This is a genomic window from Stenotrophomonas pavanii, from assembly GCF_900101175.1.
GTDB classification, from domain to species: domain Bacteria; phylum Pseudomonadota; class Gammaproteobacteria; order Xanthomonadales; family Xanthomonadaceae; genus Stenotrophomonas; species Stenotrophomonas pavanii.
This window is the reverse complement of sequence record NZ_FNFQ01000001.1, coordinates 198590-217639: the sequence shown is the minus strand read 5'-3', so window position 1 is coordinate 217639 and position 19050 is coordinate 198590. Positions and strand designations below refer to the sequence as shown.

General features: G+C 67.5%; 16 protein-coding genes and 2 tRNA genes. 8 read left to right on the top strand and 10 right to left on the bottom strand.

Features of this window, described 5'->3' with window-relative positions:
- The first annotated feature begins 88 nt into the window (after window positions 1-88).
- The 8 genes from BLS66_RS01060 (at window position 89) to BLS66_RS01025 (ending at window position 8153) form a co-directional block, all read left to right on the top strand.
- Entirely contained in the window at window positions 89-1177 is a 1089-nt protein-coding gene (locus tag BLS66_RS01060) for an acetylornithine deacetylase (protein ID WP_053460902.1), read from the top strand.
- A 75-nt stretch (window positions 1178-1252) separates the two neighbouring features.
- A complete protein-coding gene (locus tag BLS66_RS01055; protein WP_064238899.1) occupies window positions 1253-2581 on the top strand; it encodes an acetylglutamate kinase in 1329 nt (442 codons plus the stop codon).
- A gap of 3 nt (window positions 2582-2584) precedes the next feature.
- Complete coding sequence (locus BLS66_RS01050) at window positions 2585-3187, top strand: GNAT family N-acetyltransferase (protein WP_074724903.1); 603 nt, start codon at window positions 2585-2587, stop codon at window positions 3185-3187.
- Window positions 3184-4137: an N-acetyl-gamma-glutamyl-phosphate reductase gene (gene argC, locus BLS66_RS01045; RefSeq protein WP_074724902.1), complete on the top strand. Its 954-nt coding sequence runs from the start codon at window positions 3184-3186 to the stop codon at window positions 4135-4137. The genes BLS66_RS01050 and argC overlap by 4 nt, the downstream gene beginning before the upstream one ends.
- A gap of 20 nt (window positions 4138-4157) precedes the next feature.
- Entirely contained in the window at window positions 4158-5453 is a 1296-nt protein-coding gene (gene argH, locus BLS66_RS01040) for an argininosuccinate lyase (RefSeq protein ID WP_074724901.1), read from the top strand.
- Window positions 5453-5716 carry a YciI family protein gene (locus BLS66_RS01035; RefSeq protein WP_053505935.1) on the top strand — a complete coding sequence of 88 codons (264 nt, stop codon included), beginning with the start codon at window positions 5453-5455 and terminating at the stop codon, window positions 5714-5716. Before argH ends, BLS66_RS01035 begins: the two co-directional genes overlap by 1 nt.
- An 11-nt stretch (window positions 5717-5727) precedes the next feature.
- Complete coding sequence (proB, locus tag BLS66_RS01030; RefSeq protein WP_074724900.1) at window positions 5728-6885, top strand: glutamate 5-kinase; 1158 nt, start codon at window positions 5728-5730, stop codon at window positions 6883-6885.
- Window positions 6882-8153 (top strand): glutamate-5-semialdehyde dehydrogenase, encoded by a 1272-nt coding sequence (locus tag BLS66_RS01025; protein ID WP_074724899.1) that lies wholly within the window; start codon window positions 6882-6884, stop codon window positions 8151-8153. Before proB ends, BLS66_RS01025 begins: the two co-directional genes overlap by 4 nt.
- A gap of 107 nt (window positions 8154-8260) precedes the next feature.
- On the opposite strand, the gene pgaD is transcribed toward BLS66_RS01025, so the two are convergent.
- The 10 genes from pgaD to BLS66_RS00975 all read right to left on the bottom strand — a co-directional run bounded on the left by pgaD (window position 8261) and on the right by BLS66_RS00975 (window position 18948).
- A complete protein-coding gene (gene pgaD, locus BLS66_RS01020; RefSeq protein ID WP_049468144.1) occupies window positions 8261-8731 on the bottom strand; it encodes a poly-beta-1,6-N-acetyl-D-glucosamine biosynthesis protein PgaD in 471 nt (156 codons plus the stop codon).
- Window positions 8728-9978: a poly-beta-1,6-N-acetyl-D-glucosamine synthase gene (pgaC, locus tag BLS66_RS01015; protein ID WP_180995869.1), complete on the bottom strand. Its 1251-nt coding sequence runs from the start codon at window positions 9976-9978 to the stop codon at window positions 8728-8730. The genes pgaD and pgaC overlap by 4 nt, the downstream gene beginning before the upstream one ends.
- 7 nt (window positions 9979-9985) lie before the next feature.
- On the bottom strand, window positions 9986-11872 hold the full coding sequence (pgaB, locus tag BLS66_RS01010; protein ID WP_074724897.1) for a poly-beta-1,6-N-acetyl-D-glucosamine N-deacetylase PgaB: 1887 nt from the start codon (window positions 11870-11872) through the stop codon (window positions 9986-9988).
- Window position 11873: 1 nt separating this feature from the next.
- Window positions 11874-13904: a poly-beta-1,6 N-acetyl-D-glucosamine export porin PgaA gene (pgaA, locus tag BLS66_RS01005; RefSeq protein ID WP_074724896.1), complete on the bottom strand. Its 2031-nt coding sequence runs from the start codon at window positions 13902-13904 to the stop codon at window positions 11874-11876.
- A 341-nt stretch (window positions 13905-14245) separates the two neighbouring features.
- Window positions 14246-15451: a CynX/NimT family MFS transporter gene (locus BLS66_RS01000; protein WP_074724895.1), complete on the bottom strand. Its 1206-nt coding sequence runs from the start codon at window positions 15449-15451 to the stop codon at window positions 14246-14248.
- A gap of 222 nt (window positions 15452-15673) precedes the next feature.
- A tRNA-Pro gene (locus BLS66_RS00995) sits at window positions 15674-15750 on the bottom strand.
- 139 nt (window positions 15751-15889) lie between these two features.
- A tRNA-Pro gene (locus BLS66_RS00990) sits at window positions 15890-15966 on the bottom strand.
- Window positions 15967-16021: 55 nt separating this feature from the next.
- Window positions 16022-16138, bottom strand: a complete 117-nt coding sequence (cydX, locus tag BLS66_RS00985) for a cytochrome bd-I oxidase subunit CydX (protein ID WP_005410354.1) — start codon at window positions 16136-16138, stop codon at window positions 16022-16024.
- A 53-nt stretch (window positions 16139-16191) separates the two neighbouring features.
- On the bottom strand, window positions 16192-17343 hold the full coding sequence (gene cydB / locus BLS66_RS00980; protein WP_049464989.1) for a cytochrome d ubiquinol oxidase subunit II: 1152 nt from the start codon (window positions 17341-17343) through the stop codon (window positions 16192-16194).
- A 15-nt stretch (window positions 17344-17358) separates the two neighbouring features.
- Window positions 17359-18948 carry a cytochrome ubiquinol oxidase subunit I gene (locus BLS66_RS00975; protein WP_074724894.1) on the bottom strand — a complete coding sequence of 530 codons (1590 nt, stop codon included), beginning with the start codon at window positions 18946-18948 and terminating at the stop codon, window positions 17359-17361.
- Window positions 18949-19050: the final 102 nt, after the last annotated feature.

The following is a 19050-nucleotide window of genomic DNA, read 5'->3' as shown; positions in this document are numbered from 1 at the left end:
GCTGGCCGGCTCGTGGCACGGCTGGATCATTGCGGAGCCGGCCAGCGGCCGGCACTACCGATTTCGAACCCTACGGATATTCAGACACATGCTTGACCAGACGCTCGATCACCTGCAGGCCCTGGTGTCCTTCGACACCCGCAACCCGCCGCGTGCGATCACCACCGGTGGCATCTTCGATTACCTGCGCGCGAACCTGCCCGGCTTCAATGTCGAGGTGATCGACCATGGCGCCGGTGCGGTCAGCCTGTACGCCGTGCGTGGTACGCCGAAGTACCTGTTCAACGTGCATCTGGATACCGTGCCCGATTCGCCGCACTGGAGTGCCGACCCGCACGTGATGCGCCGGCTGGATGACCGCGTGGTCGGCCTCGGCGTGTGCGACATCAAGGGCGCGGCCGCGGCGCTGGTGGCCGCGGCAAATGCCAGCGACGGTGATGCCGCGTTCCTGTTCTCCAGCGACGAGGAAGCCAACGATCCGCGCTGCATCGCCGCGTTCCTGGCCCGTGGCCTGCCGTATGAAGCGGTACTGGTGGCCGAACCGACGATGAGCGAAGCGGTGCTCGCGCACCGTGGCATCAGTTCGGTGCTGATGCAGTTCGCCGGCCGTGCCGGGCACGCCTCGGGCAAGCAGGATGCGGCCGCCAGCGCGCTGCACCAGGCCATGCGCTGGGGCAACCGCGCGCTGGACCATGTGGAATCGCTGGCCTCGGCGCGCTTCGGTGGGCTGACCGGCCTGCGTTTCAACATCGGCCGCGTCGAAGGCGGGATCAAGGCCAATATGATCGCGCCGGCTGCCGAAGTGCGGTTCGGGTTCCGCCCGCTGCCGTCGATGGACATCGATGGCCTGCTGGCGACCTTCGCCGGATTCGCCGAACCGGACGCTGCCGTGTTCACCGAGACCTTCCGCGGCCCGAGCCTGCCGGCCGGTGACATCGCCGAAGCCGAGAACCGCCGCCTGCTGGCGCGTGACGTGGCCGATGCGCTGGAGCTGCCGATCGGCAATGCCGTTGATTTCTGGACCGAGGCGTCGCTGTTCTCGGCCGCTGGCTACACCACGCTGGTGTTCGGCCCGGGCGACATCGCCCAGGCCCACACCGCCGACGAGTTCGTGACGCTGGACCAGCTGCAGCGCTATACCCACGCCGTGCACCGGATCATTGCCGCCGGCGCCTGATCGACCCTACAACGCCGCCCGGCCCCGGCCGGGTGGACCTGCAACGCGGCGACCGCCGCCTGTGACGAAACCGAAATGTCTCCTGCCCTCCAGCCTCACCGCCAGACCCGCCAGACCATCGTGCGCCTGCTCTCCAGCATGGCCAGCGCGAAGGAGATCAGCCAGTACCTCAAGCGCTTCTCGCAGCTGGATGCCAAGCGCTTCGCCGTGGTCAAGGTCGGCGGCGCAGTGCTGCGCGACGACCTCGACGCGCTGACCTCCTCGCTGTCGTTCCTGCAGGAAGTCGGGCTGACCCCGATCGTGCTGCACGGCGCCGGCCCGCAGCTGGACGCCGAGCTGTCGGCCGCCGGCATCGAGAAGCAGACGGTCAACGGCCTGCGCGTGACCTCGCCGGAAGCGCTGGCGATCGTGCGCCGGGTGTTCCAGCAGTCCAACCTGCGCCTGGTCGAAGCGCTGCAGCAGAACGGTGCGCGTGCCACCTCGATCACCGGTGGCGTGTTCGAGGCCGAGTACCTGGACGTGGACACCTACGGCCTGGTCGGCGAGGTGAAGAAGGTCAACCTGGCCCCGATCGAGGCCAGCCTGCGCGCCGGCTCGATCCCGGTCATCACCAGCCTGGGCGAAACCGCGGGCGGGCAGATCCTCAACGTCAACGCCGACTTCGCCGCCAATGAACTGGTGCAGGAACTGCAGCCGTACAAGATCATCTTCCTGACCGGCACCGGTGGCCTGCTGGACGAGCAGGGCAACGTGATCGACTCGATCAACCTGTCCACCGAGTACGACCACCTGATTGCGCAGCCATGGATTCATGGCGGCATGAAGGTGAAGATCGAGCAGATCAAGGATCTGCTTGATCGCCTGCCGCTGGAATCGTCGGTATCGATCACCCGGCCGGCCGACCTGGCCAAGGAACTGTTCACCCACAAGGGCTCGGGCACGCTGGTGCGCAAGGGCGAGAAGGTGCTGCGCGCCACCGCCTGGGACGAACTGGACCTGCCGCGCCTGAAGGGCCTGATCGAGTCCAGCTTCGGCCGCACCCTGGTGCCGGACTACTTCGAGAAGACCCGGCTGCTCCGTGCCTATGTCAGCGAGAACTACCGCACCGCCGTGATCCTCACTGACGAGGCCGAGGGCGTGTACCTGGACAAGTTCGCCGTGCTCGACGATGCGCAGGGCGAAGGCCTGGGCCGTGCGGTCTGGAACGTGATGCTGGAGGAAACCCCGCAGCTGTTCTGGCGTTCGCGCCATGGCAATCCGATCAATCATTTCTACTACGCCGAATCCGATGGCTGCTACAAGCAGGATCACTGGAAGGTGTTCTGGTTCGGTGCCGATGGCATCGACCGCATCAAGACCTATGTCGACCACTGCGCCCAGCGCGCGCCGAGCCTGCTGGGGTGAGCGATGAGCCCTCCTGACGCCTGGAACGCGGTTCCCACCCTGCGCGGCCAGCACGTGACGCTGCAGGCGCTGCAGCCTGCACACGTACCGGGCCTGCGCGATGCGCTCGAAGGCAGTGGCCTTGACCAGCTCTGGTACACCCAGGTGCCGTCGCCGCAGCAGGTCGAGCCCTATGTGCAGGCGGCGCTGCGGGCACAGAGCGAAGGCAAGGTGCTGCCGTTCGTGATCCGCGATGCGGCCGGCGCCATCATCGGCAGCACGCGCTTCTACGACATGGACGCCAGCGTGCCCAGGCTCAGCCTCGGCTACACGTGGTACACGCCGCGCGTGCAGCGCACCGGTGCCAACACCGAAGCCAAGCTGTTGCTGCTGCAGCATGCGTTCGAGGTGATGGGCTGCATCAGCGTGGTGCTGGAAACCAGCTGGTTCAATCTCACCTCGCGCACCGCCATCGCCCGCCTCGGCGCCAAGCAGGATGGCGTGCTGCGCAACCACAAGCGGCACGCCGACGGCACGCCGCGCGACACCGTCATCTTCTCCATCATCGACGCGGAATGGCAGGGCGTGAAGCGCCACCTGCAGTACCGCCTGGACAGCCACGCATGAACGATTCGACCTTTACCCTTGGCATCGTCGGTGCCCGCGGCCATACCGGCGCCGAGCTGATCAAGCTGGTGGCCGCCCACCCGCGGCTGCAACTTGCCTTCGTCTCTTCGCGCGAGCGCGCCGGACAGCGCCTGTCCGACCACCATCCGGAATTCCAGGGGCACCTGCAGTACGAGAACCTGGACGCCGACGCGGTGGCGGCCAAGGGTGTGGACGCGGTGATCCTGGCCCTGCCCAACGGCCTGGCCGCGCCGTTCGTGGCCGCGCTGGACGCAGCGAAGCCGGATACCGTCATCGTCGATCTCTCGGCCGACTACCGTTTCGACAACGGCTGGTACTACGGCCTGCCGGAGCTGACCCGCGGCCGCTACACCGGCCAGAAGCACATCAGCAACCCGGGCTGCTATGCCACGGCGATGCAGCTGGCGGTGCATCCGCTGCTGGACCTGCTGGCCGGCCCGCCGCAGTGCTTCGGTGTGTCCGGCTACTCCGGCGCCGGCACCACGCCGTCGGACAAGAACAACGTCGAACTGCTGGCCGACAACCTGATGCCGTATGCGCTGACCAACCACGTGCACGAGCGCGAGGTGTCGGTGCAGCTGGGCGTGGCCGTGGAATTCATGCCGCACGTCGCGCCGCACTTCCGGGGCATCACGCTGACCGCCAACCTGTGGCTGAACCGCGTGCAGACCCGCGAACAGATCGTCGAGCGCTTCCAGCAGGCCTATGCCGGTGAACCCCTGATCGACGTGGTGGATGAAGCGCCGTGGGTCAGCCGCATCGCCGGCCGCCACGGTGCCCAGGTCGGTGGCTTCACCCTGGCCCCGGGCGGCAAGCGGGTGGTGGTGGTGGCGACCCTGGACAACCTGCTCAAGGGCGCGGCCACCCAGGCCATGCAGAACCTCAACCTCGCGCTGGGCATCGACGAACTGACGTCGATCCCGCACTGAACACGCCTTCCGGAGCCCCCATGGCAGACCTTCTTTGGCAGAAGCCCGGCGTCGCCGTCGACGCCCAGATTCAGACCTTCCTCGCCGGCGACGACGTGATCCTCGACCGCGAGTTCTTCCTGCACGACATTGCCGCCAGCGCCGCGCATGCGCAGGGCCTGCAGCACATCGGCATCCTCAGCGCCGATGAGCTGGCCGGCCTGCTGCGCGAACTGGACGTGCTGGCGCAGGACTTCCGTGAGGGCCGCTTCATGCTGGATACGCAGTACGAAGATGGCCACTCGGCGATCGAAGCACGGCTGACCGAGCGTCTCGGCGATGCCGGCCGCAAGATCCACACCGGTCGCAGCCGCAACGACCAGATCCTGGTGGCCACCCGTCTGTGGCTGAAGGAGAAGCTGCAGCGCGTGGCGCAGCTCAGCGCGGAAGTGGCCAAGGTCGCGCTCGACCGTGCGCAGGCCGAGAAGGCCCTGCCGATTCCCGGTTACACCCACATCCAGCGCGCCGTGGTGTCCTCGGCGGGCATGTGGTGGGCCGGCTGGGCCGAGGCCTTCATCGACAACGCCATCCGCGCCCGCGACACCCATGCGCTGGTCGACGCCAATCCGCTGGGTACCGCTGCCGGCTACGGCGTGAACCTGCCGCTGGACCGCGAGCACACCACGGCGGCGCTCGGCTTCGCGCGCATGCAGATCTCGCCGATCTATGCGCAGCTGTCGCGCGGCAAGTTCGAGCTGGCAGCGCTGGAAGCCCTCGGTGGCGCCACGCTGGACCTGCGCCGCATCGCCTGGGACCTGTCGCTGTTCACCAGCGCCGAGTTCGGCTTCGTCGCGCTGCCGGCGCAGTACACCACCGGCAGTTCGATCATGCCCAACAAGCGCAATCCGGACGTGATCGAGCTGATGCGCGCCACCCACGCCAGCGTTGCTGCCGCGCGCACCGAGATCGAGCAGCTGCTGTCGCTGCCCTCGGGTTATCACCGCGACCTGCAATCGTCCAAGGGCGCCATCTTCCATGGCTTCGGCCGCGGCCTGGCCGCGCTGGAGCTGCTGCCGGCATTGCTGGCCAACCTGGAATGGCGCGACGACAGGCTGCGCGCAGCGATCGACTCGGGCATGTACGCCACCGACGTGGCGGTGGAAGCAGCCGTGGCCGGTGTGCCGTTCCGCGAGGCCTACAAGGCGGCAGCGGCAGGTGCCGACAGGGCAGGGCAGGGGCGCACGCCGGAAGGCAGCCTGGCTGCGCGCGTGTCGCCCGGCTCGGCGGCCGACCTGCGCCTGGAGCAACTGCACGCACGCTGGCAGGCGCTGGCCTGATGGCGGGCACCGTCTACCTGGTGCTGGCGATGCGCCGTCCGGACTTCAATGCCGCGGCGGTGCAACCGCACCGCGATTTCCTCGATGCGTTGCAGGCACAGGGCAAGCTGCAGCTGACCGGCGGCTTCGCCGATGGCAGCGGTGGCGCCTACGTGCTGTGCAACGTGGACAGCCTGGCGCAGGCGCAGGCCATCGTCGCCACCGACCCGCTGGTGACGATGCAGGCCTCCGACCTGACCGTGCACGAATGGAACATCCGCTGAGAGCCTGACCAATGACCCTGCACGCTGCCAACGTCGCTTCGCCCTTCCCGCAACAGGCGCTGCCGCCGTGGCGGCGCGCGGTGCTGAAGGTCGGCAGCAGCCTGCTGGCGGCCGATGGTGGCGGCCTGTCGCCGCGCCATGCGCTGGGCCTGGCGCAGTTCGTCTCGGCCAATGTAGCGGCCGGGCGCGAGGTGGTGATCGTGTCGTCCGGTGCGGTCGCCGCAGGGCGCGCGATCCTGCCACGGGCCGATGAACCGGGTGCGGCGATGGCGGCGCGTCAGGCCTTGGCCGCGCTCGGCCAGGCCCAGCTGATCGGGCTCTGGCAGCGCTTCTTCGAGCGCCCCGTGGCGCAGCTGCTGCTGACCCACGACGACCTGCGCAACCGCCGCCGCTACCTCAATGCGCGCGCCACGCTGAGCGAACTGCTGCGGCTGGGGGCGTTGCCGGTGGTCAACGAGAACGACACCGTGTCGGTGGACGAGCTCAAGCTCGGCGACAACGACAACCTGGCGGCCACCGTGGCGGCGCTGGTCGATGCCGATGCGCTGTTCATCGCCACCGACATCGATGGCCTGTACAGCGCCGATCCGCGCACGGTGCCCGACGCGCGGCCGCTGCATGATGTGCCGGAACTGAGCGACCCGGTGCTGGCGATGGCCGGCGGTGCCGGTTCGCGGGCTGGCACCGGCGGCATGCGCACCAAGCTGGAGGCGGCGGCGAAGGCGGGCCGCCTCGGCATCGAGACCTATCTGTTCAACGGCCGCAGCGCTGATGTGGTGCGCGCGCTGGCACAGGACCGCCTGTTCGGTACCCGCATCCATGCCGCACGCAGCCGTGAGGCCGCCCGCAAGCACTGGCTGCGGCACGCGCCGTTGGCTGATGGCGCGATCGTCGTCGATGCCGGTGCGGCACAGGCGATGCGCGAGAAGGGGGCCTCGCTGCTGCCCGGTGGCATCACCGCTGCCGAGGGGGCATTCCGGCGCGGCGACATGGTGCAGGTGTGCTGGAACGCGCCGCAGGGCCGCGTCTGCGTGGCCCGCGGGGTCAGCCAGTACGCGGCCGACGACGTGCGCCGCATCGCCGGCCATCATTCGCGCGACATCCAGGCCGTGCTCGGCTACAACTACGGTGGTAGCGTCGTCCATCGTGACGACCTGGTGCTGCCATGACCGGTTTGAAGGACACCCCGATGAGCGAAATCGAAGCCCAGGCGCGCGCCTGCCGTGATGCAGCGCAGATCGTTGCCGGCCTGGACAGTGCGGCGCGACGCACGCTGCTGCTGGCGATGGCGCAGGCCCTGGAAGTGAATGCCGGACTGATCCTGGCCGGCAACGCACGCGACCTCGCCGCCGCGCGCGACAAGGGCGTTGGCAGTGCCATGCTCGACCGCCTCGCACTGGACCCGCCGCGGCTGTTCGCGATGGCCGAGGCGGTGCGCGAGGTGGCCGCGCTGCCTGACCCGGTCGGCCAGGTGACCCGCGATGACGTACGTCCCAACGGCATCCGCGTGCAGAAGGTGCGCGTGCCGCTGGGCGTGATCGCGATGATCTACGAGGCCCGTCCGAACGTCACCGCCGAAGCCGCGGCGTTGTGCCTGAAGGCGGGCAACGGCGTGATCCTGCGCGGGGGCTCCGAGGCGATCCATTCCAACACCGCCATCGCCCAGGCGCTGGCCGGTGCCCTGAACGCCAACGGTGTGCCGGCGGCGGCAGTGACCGTGCTGACCGACCTGCGCCGCGAAGCGATGCTGGAACTGCTGCAGTTGCACGAGTTGATCGATCTGGCGATCCCGCGCGGCGGCGAAGGCCTGATCCGCTTCGTTGCCGCACATGCACGGGTGCCGGTGATCAAGCACTACAAGGGTGTCTGCCACCTGTTCGTGGATGCCAGCGCCGACCTCGGCAAAGCCATCGACCTTCTGGTGGACGGCAAGTGCAGCCGTCCGTCGGCCTGCAACTCGCTGGAGACCCTGCTGGTGCATCGTGATGTGGCCGAAGCGTTCTTGCCGCGCGTGGCGCAGGCGCTCGGTGAGCGTGGCGTGGAGCTGCGCGCCGACACGAACGCGCAGCCGCTGCTGCCGGGCAGCACGGCGGCCACCGAAGAGGACTATGCCGCCGAATTCCTCGATCTGGTGCTGGCGGTGCGCGTGGTCGATGATCTCGAGGCGGCCATCGCGCACATCCGCACCTATACCTCCGACCACACCGAAGTGATCGCGACCGAAGACGCCAGCCATGCCGAGCGCTTCGTCAACGCGCTGCGCTCGGCGGTGGTGATGGTCAACGCTTCGTCGCGCTTCTCCGATGGTGGCCAGCTGGGCCTGGGCAGCGAGATCGGCATCTCCACCACGCGCCTGCATGCGTATGGCCCGATGGGCCTGGAAGCACTCACCGTCGAACGATTTGTCGTGCGCGGTGAAGGGCAGACGCGCAAGTAGATCCACGCCCTGCGTGGATGCTCTTCGCGGTAGACCCCGGTGCCGACCAAGGCCGGCACCCACCAGGCCCAAGCGCCGACCAAAGTCGGCAGCTGCCAGGTCGTCGGCTACACCACCTCGCGGCGGATGCCGACCGGCCGTGCGTGGTCATCCATGTGCAGGGTGGCGGCCTTGCAGCCCATCAGCCGTTCGGCCAGTCCTGCGCTGGCCCCCAGATCGGCCGCGACTTCGTTGAGGCTGGCCAGTGGCCTTGGCTGGCGACGTTCGCGGCCACGGAAGCGGGCGCGGTTGTACTCGGCCCAGGTGATCAGCAGTACGCTGGCGCACAGCAGCAGCAATGGCAGCGCGACCAGCACGTACGGGTCGAACTGGCCCTGTCGTTCGTACAGCTGCCGCCAGGCCAGCTGGCCGCCGATCAACCACGACAGCAGGGTCACCAGTGGCGCCCACAGGTAGAAGTAGAAGCCCCAGAACGCCAGGGTGACAAATCCCCAGGCGGTGCGCTGGAAGCGTGGCTGGCGATGCGGCTTGCGGATCATCCGCGAGTCGAAGCGGTTGGACGGGTGGTGCGCGTTCATCGGATCCCCCGGTCAGGGCTGGTCCAGGTGGCGCGCCTGCTGCGACGGCGCAGCAGCGTCTTCGGCAGCGCCACCAGGGTGGTGGAAAGGCTGATCAGCCAGTACGCCATCGGGTACCAGATGACCCAGAAGTAGTTGCGTCCAATCTGTGTCTCGTAGCGCCGGTCGATGATCAGGCTGCTGGCGAACTGCAGCAGGCAGACCATCGCCAGGATCACGCCATGCCACTCCGGCAGCAGGCTGGCGATGTGCAGCTGCGGTGGCAGCTCGATGAACTTGCCCAGCGCCCACAGCAGCACGATGAACAGCATGGTGTAGGCCCAGATCACGCTCAGCACGTACTCCAGCAGCACGCCCCACATGCGCCGCTCTTTCCAGTGCAGCAGCGAGCGGGCGTGGCGCAGCATCACCTCCACGCCGCCCTGCGCCCAGCGCAGCCGCTGCCGCCACAGGCCTTTGAGTGTTTCCGGCATCAGGATGAAGCACAGCGCATTGGGCTCGTAGCGGATGTCCCAGTGCGCGCGCTGCAGGCGCCAGCTGATGTCGATGTCCTCGGTCACCATGTCATCCGACCACCAGCCCACCTGGTGCAGGGCGGTACGGCGGAAGCCGGCGATCACCCCGGAGAGGGTGAAGATGCGGCCATAGACGCGCTGTGCGCGCTTGATCATGCCGATGATGGAGGAGAACTCGGCGACCTGCAGGCGGCCAAGCAGGGTGGAGCGGTTGCGGATGCGCGGGTTGCCGGTGACTGCACCGACCCGGTTGCCGCTGACCAGATGCCAGACCATCCAGTGCAGCGCATGTTCCTCCAGCATGGCATCGCCATCGATGCAGACCAGGTATTCCGAGCGCGCGGCCAGCGCGCCCATGCGCAGCGCATTGGCCTTGCCCAGGTTGCGGTCCAGGTGCAGCACGCGCAGCCGCGGGTGCTTCGCTGCCAGGGCGTCCAGCCGCGCGCCGGTGTCATCGCTGCTGCCATCGTCGATGGCGATCACCTCATAGTCGGCGGGGTAGCGCTGCGCCAGCGCCGCGGCAAGCGTGTCGTCCAGGTTCTCCGCTTCGTTGTGGCAGGGCACCAGCAGGGTGGCGAAGGGGGGAGCGATCATCAACGGGGGATCGTTGCGCGGGCGCGAGTGGCGTTCACGCCGGAAGTAGTAGTACAGGCCGCCGGACATCCAGAAGAACGCCATCACCATCGGGTAGTAGAAGGCGAACTGGAACAGAACCTGCAGCAGCGGATGCATGTCCACGTCACTTCTCCGGGTACGGGAAGTTGCCGGCGGACATCGCCGCGCGGGCATCGTGGGTGGAAGGCTGGTCACCGATGAAGTCGTCCGGGTACCAGGCGAAGTGGTGGACGCCCTGCGCCTGCAGCTGGCGGATCTGCGCACGCAGGCGTTCGGCGGGAATCGGCTGCCCGCTGCGCCAATCGACGGTCTGCAGTTCGAACAGCGTGTGCTGCAGCTGCGGGTCGTGCGCGCGTACCGCAGCCAGCAGCTGGTCGAGCCAGCGTTCCGGCTGCTTGCTGCCTTCCATCCAGGGCATCGCCATCAGCGCGGTCTGGTCGTAGGCCCGGTTGAACAGGTCCAGGCGCTGCGCGAACCAGGCTTCGCTCTGCGGGCGAAGTACCGGCTCGGCATACAGGTTGCGCACCGTTGCCAGTTTCGGCCGCCAGCGCTGCGCGCTGTTGCGCAGGGCCAGGGTGAAGTCGATCAGGGCTTGGGTACGCGCGCTGCCGTCGGCACCGGCGGCCAGCGCGGGCAGCTCGGTGTCGCGCAGGTAGCCATCGTCATGGAACAGCAGCCCCTCGAAATAGGAATTGACCGCCAGATCTTCGTAGATGTCGAGCATGATCTGGCGTGCCTTCGGGTTGGTGAAGTCCAGCCGGTACATGCCGTCGGCATCGCCGTTGCGGATCGCCAGCGCCTTGCGCTGCGCCGGGTCGGGCAGTTCGAAGCCGAGCACCGGCAGCCATGCGTAGACCTTCACGCCCGCGCGCGATTTGAGCTGCCAGGCAACACGGCTGAACAGGTCCGCGCGCATCGGCATGTGCCGGTTGGGAAAGTACAGTGCGTCGGCCGTGTTGTTGCCGTCCGGGTCGGCGAAGGCCTGCAGGTAGACGTGGGTGGGCGCGATGCGCTTGACCCGCTCGACCAGCGCGTCGAGGTTGCGTGCCTGCTGCGCCGGATCCGCGTCGTAGACATCATCCAGGTCGACCTGCAGGGCGCGGATGCCGTCGAGCGCGACGTCACGGCGCAGTTCGTAGGCCAGGCCCTCCACGGTCGGGTTGTTGCTCACCAGCAACCGTGCCAGCCCGTGCAGGTCGCTGGCCACCGGCGTGCTGCGGCCTTCCAGGTCGAACGAGACCGGCATGCCCAGCTGCTCGGCAATGTCGTTGCTCAACTGGTTGTACGCGGCATATGGCCAGACGATGGCGCGCGGGCGCACGCCCAGGTGCTGCTGGATGCGCTGCACGCTGCGCGAAAGATCAGTGCGCAGGCGCTGCTCATACTGCGTCTCGCTCTCGTAGCTGCGCGTGGCCGGGGTGTAGACGCGGGTGACCACGGCGGGCGTGGAGTTTCCCTGCGGATTGGCAAGCACGCCGTGGTGCAGGTCATCGGTGTGGCTGGCCACTTCGATCAGGCCACTGTCGTGCATCTGCTTCAGCTGCGCCCAGGTCACGAAGTCATCGTGGCCGAACCGGCGGTAGCCGTAGTCGATGGTGCGGCCCGGTGCCATGTCCACATAGTCGGTGATCACCGCCACCAGCGCCGGGTAGCGGTAGGCCTGCAGCAGCGGGAAGGCCTTGTCGTAGACGCTGCGCAGGCCATCGTCGAAGGTCAGCAGCACCGGCTTGGGAGGCAGCGTGGCGCGGCCCTGCGAGGCCTCGATCAGCTGCGACAGCGAAACCGGGTGGTAGCCGTGTGCGCCCAGCCAGTCCAGGTGCGCGGCGAAGTTCTGCGTGCTCACCGCGTAGCTGTCGGCATCGCCCTTGGCGGCGACCTGGTCGCGGATGTCGTGGTAGCTGAGGATCAGCAGGCCGTTGTCGATCGCATCGAGATCCAGGGCCTGCTGCGCCGGGGCCGATGGCGCAATGGCCAGCAGCAGGAGCACGATCAGTCGCAGGATGCGGGCCATGTCAGTCTCCCCAGCGCAATGCGGCTTCGAAGCCGATGTGGCGCTCGCGGTGGCCGTCGTAGACCGGCCGTGACCAGCGCACGCCATACTCGAACACGCGGCCGGGACCCAGCTGCCACTCGTGCATGTAGGACACCGTCGGTACCAGTGCACTGCCGAAACCGTCCTGCCAGTAGTCGCCCAGCGAGACGGTCAGGCGATGCCGGAAGTGGCGCTCGTAGTGCCGCCACAGCTGCTGGTCGATGCGCAGCCCGATCTCGACCATGCGGTCGCGCTTCGGGTTGAAGTAGGGCGCATCGTCGCGGCTGCCGCGACTGGTGTAGGCGCTGGCCAGGCCATCGATCAGCCAGCGCGGGCGGGTCAGCAGGCGCTGTTGGACACTGGTGCCAAACAGCTCGCGATGGTTGCCGTCGTCATAGCGGAAGCGGCTCGCGCCGAACGTCCAGTGGGTGAGCTCGCTGCGCCGGTAGTCCACCTGTGCGCTCACGCTGTCGGCGGTGATGCCGGCCGCGCGCGCCTGCATCGAGGCCTCCGGGTCATTGCGTGCGACCACCAGGCCGGCGTGCCAGGAATCGTTGAACTGCCAGCCGACGCCGACCCGCAGGCCGGTGTCGCCGATGTGGTCGTTGGCGCGCAGCACCGCCGCTTCCGCATCCAGTCGCCCGAAGCGGTAACGCACGCCCGCACCCAGCCACAGCGGATCGATGCGCTGGTCCTGGAAGTCGGTCGAGCGCCGGTCGGCCAGGGCGAACAACCGCCAGCGGTCATCAAGGAGCGGTGTCTCCACTTCCACGCCGTAGTGGCGGTCGTTGTTGCCCAGTGGCGAGGTGCCACCGCCCCCGGAGCTGCGGCCGATGTCGGTCCAGGCCTTCAGCTGCCAGCCGCGATGCGCGCGCCAGGCCTGGTCCATGCGTTCGACCGCCGGTTGGGTGGGGTAGCGCGCGACCAGGTCATCGTGCAGCGGCCGCGCCAGGTCGTCGCGCTGCAGGGCGACATAGGCCTCTTCCATGCCCAGCCGCGGTTCGATGTCTCGCGGGTCGAGCGCGTGTGCCATCTGCTGCCGCTGCAGCGCCCGGCGTGGCCAGCCGCGCATCATGTAGACGCTGCCCAGCGCACTCTGCAGGCCGCCGTTGCCCGGTGCGATGTCGACCATCGATTCCAGGTCGTGCTGCGCGGTGCGCAGGTCACCGCTGTAGGCGCGCACCATCGCCAGGTTGAGATCGGCCTCGTAGCGCGACCAGTTCGCGTACGGTGCCTTGCCGTTGCTCCAGCGCCACGCCGGTTCCTTGTCGCGCCATGCCTGCAACAGGTCGATGGCCTTTTCCTGCTGTTCGCTTTCCAGATAGGCATAGGCCAGCTCCGAATGCGAGGCATCGCGCGTCGGGTCGCCTGCCACCGCCGCCTGCAGTACCGGAATGGCTTCCTCCGGGTGCAGGGTGCCCATCAGCGAATCGCCGACGGCGGGCAGCACGTAGTCGGGCAGGGTGTGGCCTTCGGCCTGCAGCGCCCGTGCTTCCTCGCGCACCTGCGCATGGCGGCCCAGCCGGTTGAGCAGGATCAGCCGGTCCATGCGGATGCGCAGTGGTGCCTGCGAGGGTGGGGTGCCTTCGCCGCCGAGGTAGCGCTGCATGCGGGCCAGGGTCGATTCGGCCTCTTGCAGGCGGCTGTCCTCGCTGCTGCTGTAGGCCAGGCTCCAGACCACCAGCTTGGCCAGGTAGTCACCTTCCAGGCGCTGCTTCTGGGCGGCATCGAACAGTTGCGGGCGCTGCTGGTACAGCTCCCACGCGCGCCAGGCGTTGCCGATGTCGCCCAGCGTCAATACGCGCAGCTTGAACAGCAGGTCGTCATCGGGCTGTTGCTGGCTGGCGCGCTCGATCGCGCCCAGGGCATCCAGCCAGCGGGCCTGGTCGCGGTAGTGGCCGATCTCGGCCAGGGCCGCCTCGCGGCCGCTCGGTGGAGCAGCGCTGCTGGCCCAGGCCAGCGCGGTACAGGCAAGGCCGACGCAGAGCGCCAGCCGACGGTGGACAACCATTGGGGACCCCCTTGGCTTCCAAACCAGACAACCTGAAAAATGTGACGCACATCACATGCCAGCGTTTGGCGTGGCCGTGGCCCGCGTCACTCCCTTCGTGCATTCCCGCCCAGCGAAGACGGATACAACCCGGACAGCGACCTGCAATGTCTTGTCTGAAACGAGAGTCCCCCGCACACCGAGTGGTGGCCTGGGCGGCGGTGCCGCCCCCATGCCCGATGCCGGCACGCGGCAAGGATGGGCATTCGTGGGCACTATCCGCCCGGAATTGTCAGCCCGGCGTCAAAATTCCCCGGGTGGCTGACGAGCGGTAGCTGGGGCCGTCTGGCGGCCCCGGCCGGTTACCAGAGATCTTCCAGTTTGCGCGGCTTGCAGGCCACCCACGAGGCGCACAGCATCAGCGTGGCGCAGCCGAACAGGAAGCTGAACGGGAGGGTCCAGCCCGTGCTGACGGTGTGCAGCCAGCCGACCAGGAACGGGCCCAGGCAGCTAAAGCTGTAGCCCACGCCCTGCATGAAGCCGGACAGCGCGGCCGAACCGGTCGGGGTGCGGGTGCGCAGGTTGATCAGGGTCAGTGCCAGGGGGAAGGTGGACGGACCCACGCCGAGCAGGCAGGCCCACAGCAGCGGTGCCTTCATCGGTGCCAGCAGCAGGCCGGCGAACGCGATCACGAACGAGGAATAGCCGATCAGCACCAGCGGGAACGGGTTCTGCATGCGCACCGCCATCGACGGGATGACCAGCGACGGCAGCAGCCCCAACGCGGAGAACACCGCCACCATCACGCCACCGAACGCGGGCGTGCCGCCGGCTTCGACCACGATGCGCGGCAGCCAGGTGAACATCGAATAGGTCATCAGCGAGGTCATGCCGAACATCAGCGTCATGCTCCAGCCCAGTGACGTGCGCCAGACCCTGCCGTGCGGCTGCGCGGCCGGATCGGTGGCGTCGGCCTGCGGCGCCGGTGCGCGCCTGGCCAGCAGCAGCCATGGCAGTGCAGCGGCGAGCGCCAGCAGCGCCCACATGCCCAGCGAGACCCGCCAGCCGGCCGCATTGGCCACCGGCACCGCCAGCAATGCCGGCAGCATCGTGCCCAGCTGCAGCACGCTGATGTACAGGGTGCTCATGGTGCCGACCTTGTTGGCGAAGTAGCGCTTCACCAGCGGCGGGACCACCACGTTGCCGATGCCCATGCCGGCCAGCGCCACGACCGAACCGAGCAGCAGCGTGTCGACGTTGCCGGCGCTGGAGCGCAGCAGCAGGCCGGCCATCGCCATCACCATCGCCAGCAGCGTGGTGCGTTCCAGGCCCAGGCGCCGCGCCAGCGCCGGCGTGGCCACGCCGAACAGCGCGAACGAGGCGGTCGGCAGCATGCCCAGCACGCCGGTCATGGTGGTGCCGAAGCCGAACTGCTGGCCGAGCACGTCCAGCAGTGGCGTGATCGAGGTGACTGCCGTGCGCAGGTTGATCGCGGCCAGCAGGATGGCGGCGAAAGCCAGCACGCGCCCGTGCAGCAGCGACGGCGAATCGGAAGGGGAGGAACTCATCGGTGGTCCTTGCAGGTGTCGCATGCCCGGGCAATGGCATGCAGCGCCGGCATCGGTCTACGCCGAAGCGGCAGGTGGGGGAGTGGCTGCAGGCAAGCCGGCAGCGCGGCCATTGTACGTGCGCGCTCCGGCAAGGTCCCGTCATGCGGGCGGCCTGGCGGCTGATACAAAAAAAACCCGGAGGACAGTGACGTCTTCCAGGCTTCTTGGTGACCACCAAAGTGGTCGGGGAGACAGGATTCGAACCTGCGACCTCTACGTCCCGAACGTAGCGCTCTACCAGACTGAGCTACACCCCGAAGGGAGCCGCCTATTCTAGCGATTCACCCCGGTGGCGGCAAGGGGTAAATGCTGTTCCTTCACACTGCCGAAGCGGTGTCACTTCAGGGAACAAAAAAGCCTGGATGACTTCACCAGGCTTCAATGCGACCACCGAAGTGGTCGGGGAGACAGGATTCGAACCTGCGACCTCTACGTCCCGAACGTAGCGCTCTACCAGACTGAGCTACACCCCGAAGGAGCCGCCTAAGATACCGTGTGAAGGCCAGGGCGGCAAGGTTTTTTTACAGCTCAGCGACGATTTTCCTTCTCGATGCGGTTCTGCTCGCGGGCTTCGAACCACATGCCGTTGAGGATGGCCACCGTCGAGGCGAGACCGGCACCGAGAATCCAGGCGAAGTACCACATGGTCAATCTCCTTAGTTCAAGGGTGTGCCGGCGGTCGGCCGGCACACCGGCAATCAGTAGGCGTTCGGGTTGTTGCCCATCTCTTCGGTGGTGGTCTTGCCCTTCAGCACGCGGTACACCCAGGTGGTGTAGGCGAGGATGATCGGCAGGAACACCGCCGTGGCCAGCAGCATGATCCACAGGGTCAGGTGGCTGGACGAGGCATCCCACACGGTCAGGCTGGAGGTGGGCTGGCTCGAGGACGGCAGCAGGAACGGGAAGATGGCGAAACCGACGGTCAGGATGATGCCGGCGATGGCCGCACCCGAAGCGATGAACGCCAGTCCGCCGCGACGGGCCCGCAGCAGCGCCGCACTGGCCAGCAGGCCGGCCAGGCCGAGCAGCGGGGCCAGGATCGTGGCCGGCATCGCGCTGTAGTTGCGCATCCAGCCACCGGCGGCGCCGAGTTCGGCGGTCTTCAGCAACGGATTGGTGGCGCCATCGGTAACCACCTGCGAGGTGATCTGGTAACCCGGCAGGCCGAAGGCCACCCAGGCGCCGCCCACCGCGAACAGCACGAAGGCGATGATCGCCGCGATGCTGCCGAAGCGGGCGGCACGCTCGGCCACCGGGCCATCGGTCTTCAGCACCAGCATGGCGGCACCGTGGGCGACCAGCATCGACACGCTGAGCAGGCCGGCCAGCAGCGCGAAGGGCATCAACAGGCCGAAGAACGAGCCGGTGTAGAAGATGCGCATGCTGTCATCGAAGTGGAACGGCACGCCCAGCACCACGTTGCCCACCGCCACGCCCATGATCAGCGCCGGGATGAAGCCGCCGATGAACAGCGCCCAGTCCCAGGTGTTGCGCCAGCGCTCGCTCGGCATCTTGCTGCGGAACTTGAAGCCGACCGGGCGCAGGATCAGCGCGAACAGGATCACGAACATCGCCAGGTAGAAGCCCGAGAAGCTGACCGCATACAGCGGCGGCCAGGCGGCGAAGATCGCACCGCCGCCCAGGATCAGCCACACCTGGTTGCCTTCCCAGACCGGGCCGATGGTGTTGATCACCCGGCGGCGTTCGGCATCGTTGCGGGCGACGAAGGGCAGCAGGGTGCCCACGCCCAGGTCGAAGCCGTCCATCACGGCAAAACCGATCAGCAGGATGCCGAGCAGCAGCCACCAGATCACGCGCAGCGTGGTGTAGTCCAGAAGAATGAAGTCCATCTTGGTTCTCCTGCCTCAGGCCTGGCCGGCGGCGGGCGCCGAGGCATTGTGGGAAGCATGCGGCTGGGGCGACTGCAGCGACGGCAGCAGTTCGTCCGGACCCTTGCGGATCGCCTTGAGCATCAGCTTGATCTCGACCACGATCAGTGCGGTGTAGATCGCGGTGAAGCCGGCCAGGGTCAGCACGATTTCATGCAGGGCCAGGCCCGATGCCGCATAGAAGGTCGGCAGCACGCCATCGACCGCCCACGGCTGGCGGCCGTATTCGGCGACGAACCAGCCGCACTCGATCGCGATCCACGGTGCCGGCAGCGTCCACAGGGCCAGCTTGAGGAACCAGCGCTTGTCCTGGAAGTTGTTGCGGCACGAGTAGTAGAACGCCAGCGCGAAGAAGGCGATCAGGTAGAAGCCCAGGCCGGCCATCACGCGGAAGGTCCAGAACAGCGGCATCACGCGCGGCACGGTGTCCATCGCCGCCTGCGAGATCTCCTGCGGGGTGGCGTTGAGGATGTCATCGCGGTAGCGCTTGAGCAGCAGGCCGTGGCCCAGGTCCTGCCAGTGGCGGTCGAACATCTCGCGCGCTTCGAGGTCGTTCTTGTTGGAACGCAGGCGTTCCAGCGCACCGTAGGCCAGCTGGCCACCACGCACGCGGTGTTCGGCGCGCTCGACCAGCTCCAGGATGCCCGGGATCGGCTGGTTCAACGAACGGGTGGCGATCAGGCCCATCAGGTAGGGGATCTTCACCGCGTAATCGTTCTGGTGGGTGGTCTGGTTGGGAATGCCGAAGGCGGTGAAGTCGGCCGGCGCACGCTCGGTCTCCCACATCGCTTCGATCGCGGCCAGCTTCATCTTCTGGTGTTCGCTGGCGGCGTAGCCGCTCTCGTCACCCAGCACCACCACAGACAGCGACGACAGCAGGCCGAACGCTGCGGCCACCGCGAACGAACGACGGGCCAGGTCCTTGTGCTTGTTGCGCAGCAGGAACAGGGCGCTGATCGCCATCACGAACACCGCACCGGTCACGTAGCCGGCGCTGACGGTGTGCACGAACTTGGCCTGCGCCACCGGGTTGAACACCACCGCCATGAAGTCGACCACTTCCATGCGCATGGTTTCCGGGTTGAACACCGCACCGGTCGGGTTCTGCATCCAGCCGTTGGCGACCAGGATCCAGATCGCCGACAGGTTGGTACCCAGCGCCATCAGCCAGGTCACCATCAGGTGCTTGACCTTGGTCAGGCGGTTCCAGCCGAAGAAGAACAGGCCGACGAAGGTGGCTTCCAGGAAGAAGGCCATCAGGCCTTCGATGGCCAGCGGCGCACCGAAGATGTCACCCACGTAGTGGCTGTAGTACGACCAGTTCATGCCGAACTGGAATTCCATGACGATGCCGGTGGCGACGCCCATGGCGAAGTTGATGCCGAACAGGACGCCCCAGAACAGGGTCATCCTGCGCCAGATCTCCTTGCCGGTCATCACGTACACGCTCTCCATGATGGCCACCATGAAGGACAGGCCGAGGGTGAGCGGTACGAATAGGAAGTGGTACATCGCGGTCAGCGCGAATTGCAGCCGCGACAGTTCTACGACTGTCTGATCAATCATGGCCTGGCTACCTCGTTGGATAGTGCCGTTGCAGGTGGCGGGAAGGGTGGTCTACGACGTGAATGATGTGACCGACTACTTCAAACAGCCTTGATCCAGATC

What these genes read in the sequence shown, in the direction of transcription:
- BLS66_RS01060 (WP_053460902.1), top strand. Translation starts at nt 89, where the DNA reads ATGCTTGACCAGACGCTCGATCACCTGCAGGCCCTGGTGTCCTTCGAC.
- BLS66_RS01055 (WP_064238899.1), top strand. Translation starts at nt 1,253, where the DNA reads ATGTCTCCTGCCCTCCAGCCTCACCGCCAGACCCGCCAGACCATCGTG.
- BLS66_RS01050 (WP_074724903.1), top strand. Translation starts at nt 2,585, where the DNA reads ATGAGCCCTCCTGACGCCTGGAACGCGGTTCCCACCCTGCGCGGCCAG.
- argC (WP_074724902.1), top strand. Translation starts at nt 3,184, where the DNA reads ATGAACGATTCGACCTTTACCCTTGGCATCGTCGGTGCCCGCGGCCAT.
- argH (WP_074724901.1), top strand. Translation starts at nt 4,158, where the DNA reads ATGGCAGACCTTCTTTGGCAGAAGCCCGGCGTCGCCGTCGACGCCCAG.
- BLS66_RS01035 (WP_053505935.1), top strand. Translation starts at nt 5,453, where the DNA reads ATGGCGGGCACCGTCTACCTGGTGCTGGCGATGCGCCGTCCGGACTTC.
- proB (WP_074724900.1), top strand. Translation starts at nt 5,728, where the DNA reads ATGACCCTGCACGCTGCCAACGTCGCTTCGCCCTTCCCGCAACAGGCG.
- BLS66_RS01025 (WP_074724899.1), top strand. Translation starts at nt 6,882, where the DNA reads ATGACCGGTTTGAAGGACACCCCGATGAGCGAAATCGAAGCCCAGGCG.
- pgaD (WP_049468144.1), bottom strand. Translation starts at nt 8,731, where the DNA reads ATGAACGCGCACCACCCGTCCAACCGCTTCGACTCGCGGATGATCCGC.
- pgaC (WP_180995869.1), bottom strand. Translation starts at nt 9,978, where the DNA reads ATGCATCCGCTGCTGCAGGTTCTGTTCCAGTTCGCCTTCTACTACCCG.
- pgaB (WP_074724897.1), bottom strand. Translation starts at nt 11,872, where the DNA reads ATGGCCCGCATCCTGCGACTGATCGTGCTCCTGCTGCTGGCCATTGCG.
- pgaA (WP_074724896.1), bottom strand. Translation starts at nt 13,904, where the DNA reads ATGGTTGTCCACCGTCGGCTGGCGCTCTGCGTCGGCCTTGCCTGTACC.
- BLS66_RS01000 (WP_074724895.1), bottom strand. Translation starts at nt 15,451, where the DNA reads ATGAGTTCCTCCCCTTCCGATTCGCCGTCGCTGCTGCACGGGCGCGTG.
- cydX (WP_005410354.1), bottom strand. Translation starts at nt 16,138, where the DNA reads ATGTGGTACTTCGCCTGGATTCTCGGTGCCGGTCTCGCCTCGACGGTG.
- cydB (WP_049464989.1), bottom strand. Translation starts at nt 17,343, where the DNA reads ATGGACTTCATTCTTCTGGACTACACCACGCTGCGCGTGATCTGGTGG.
- BLS66_RS00975 (WP_074724894.1), bottom strand. Translation starts at nt 18,948, where the DNA reads ATGATTGATCAGACAGTCGTAGAACTGTCGCGGCTGCAATTCGCGCTG.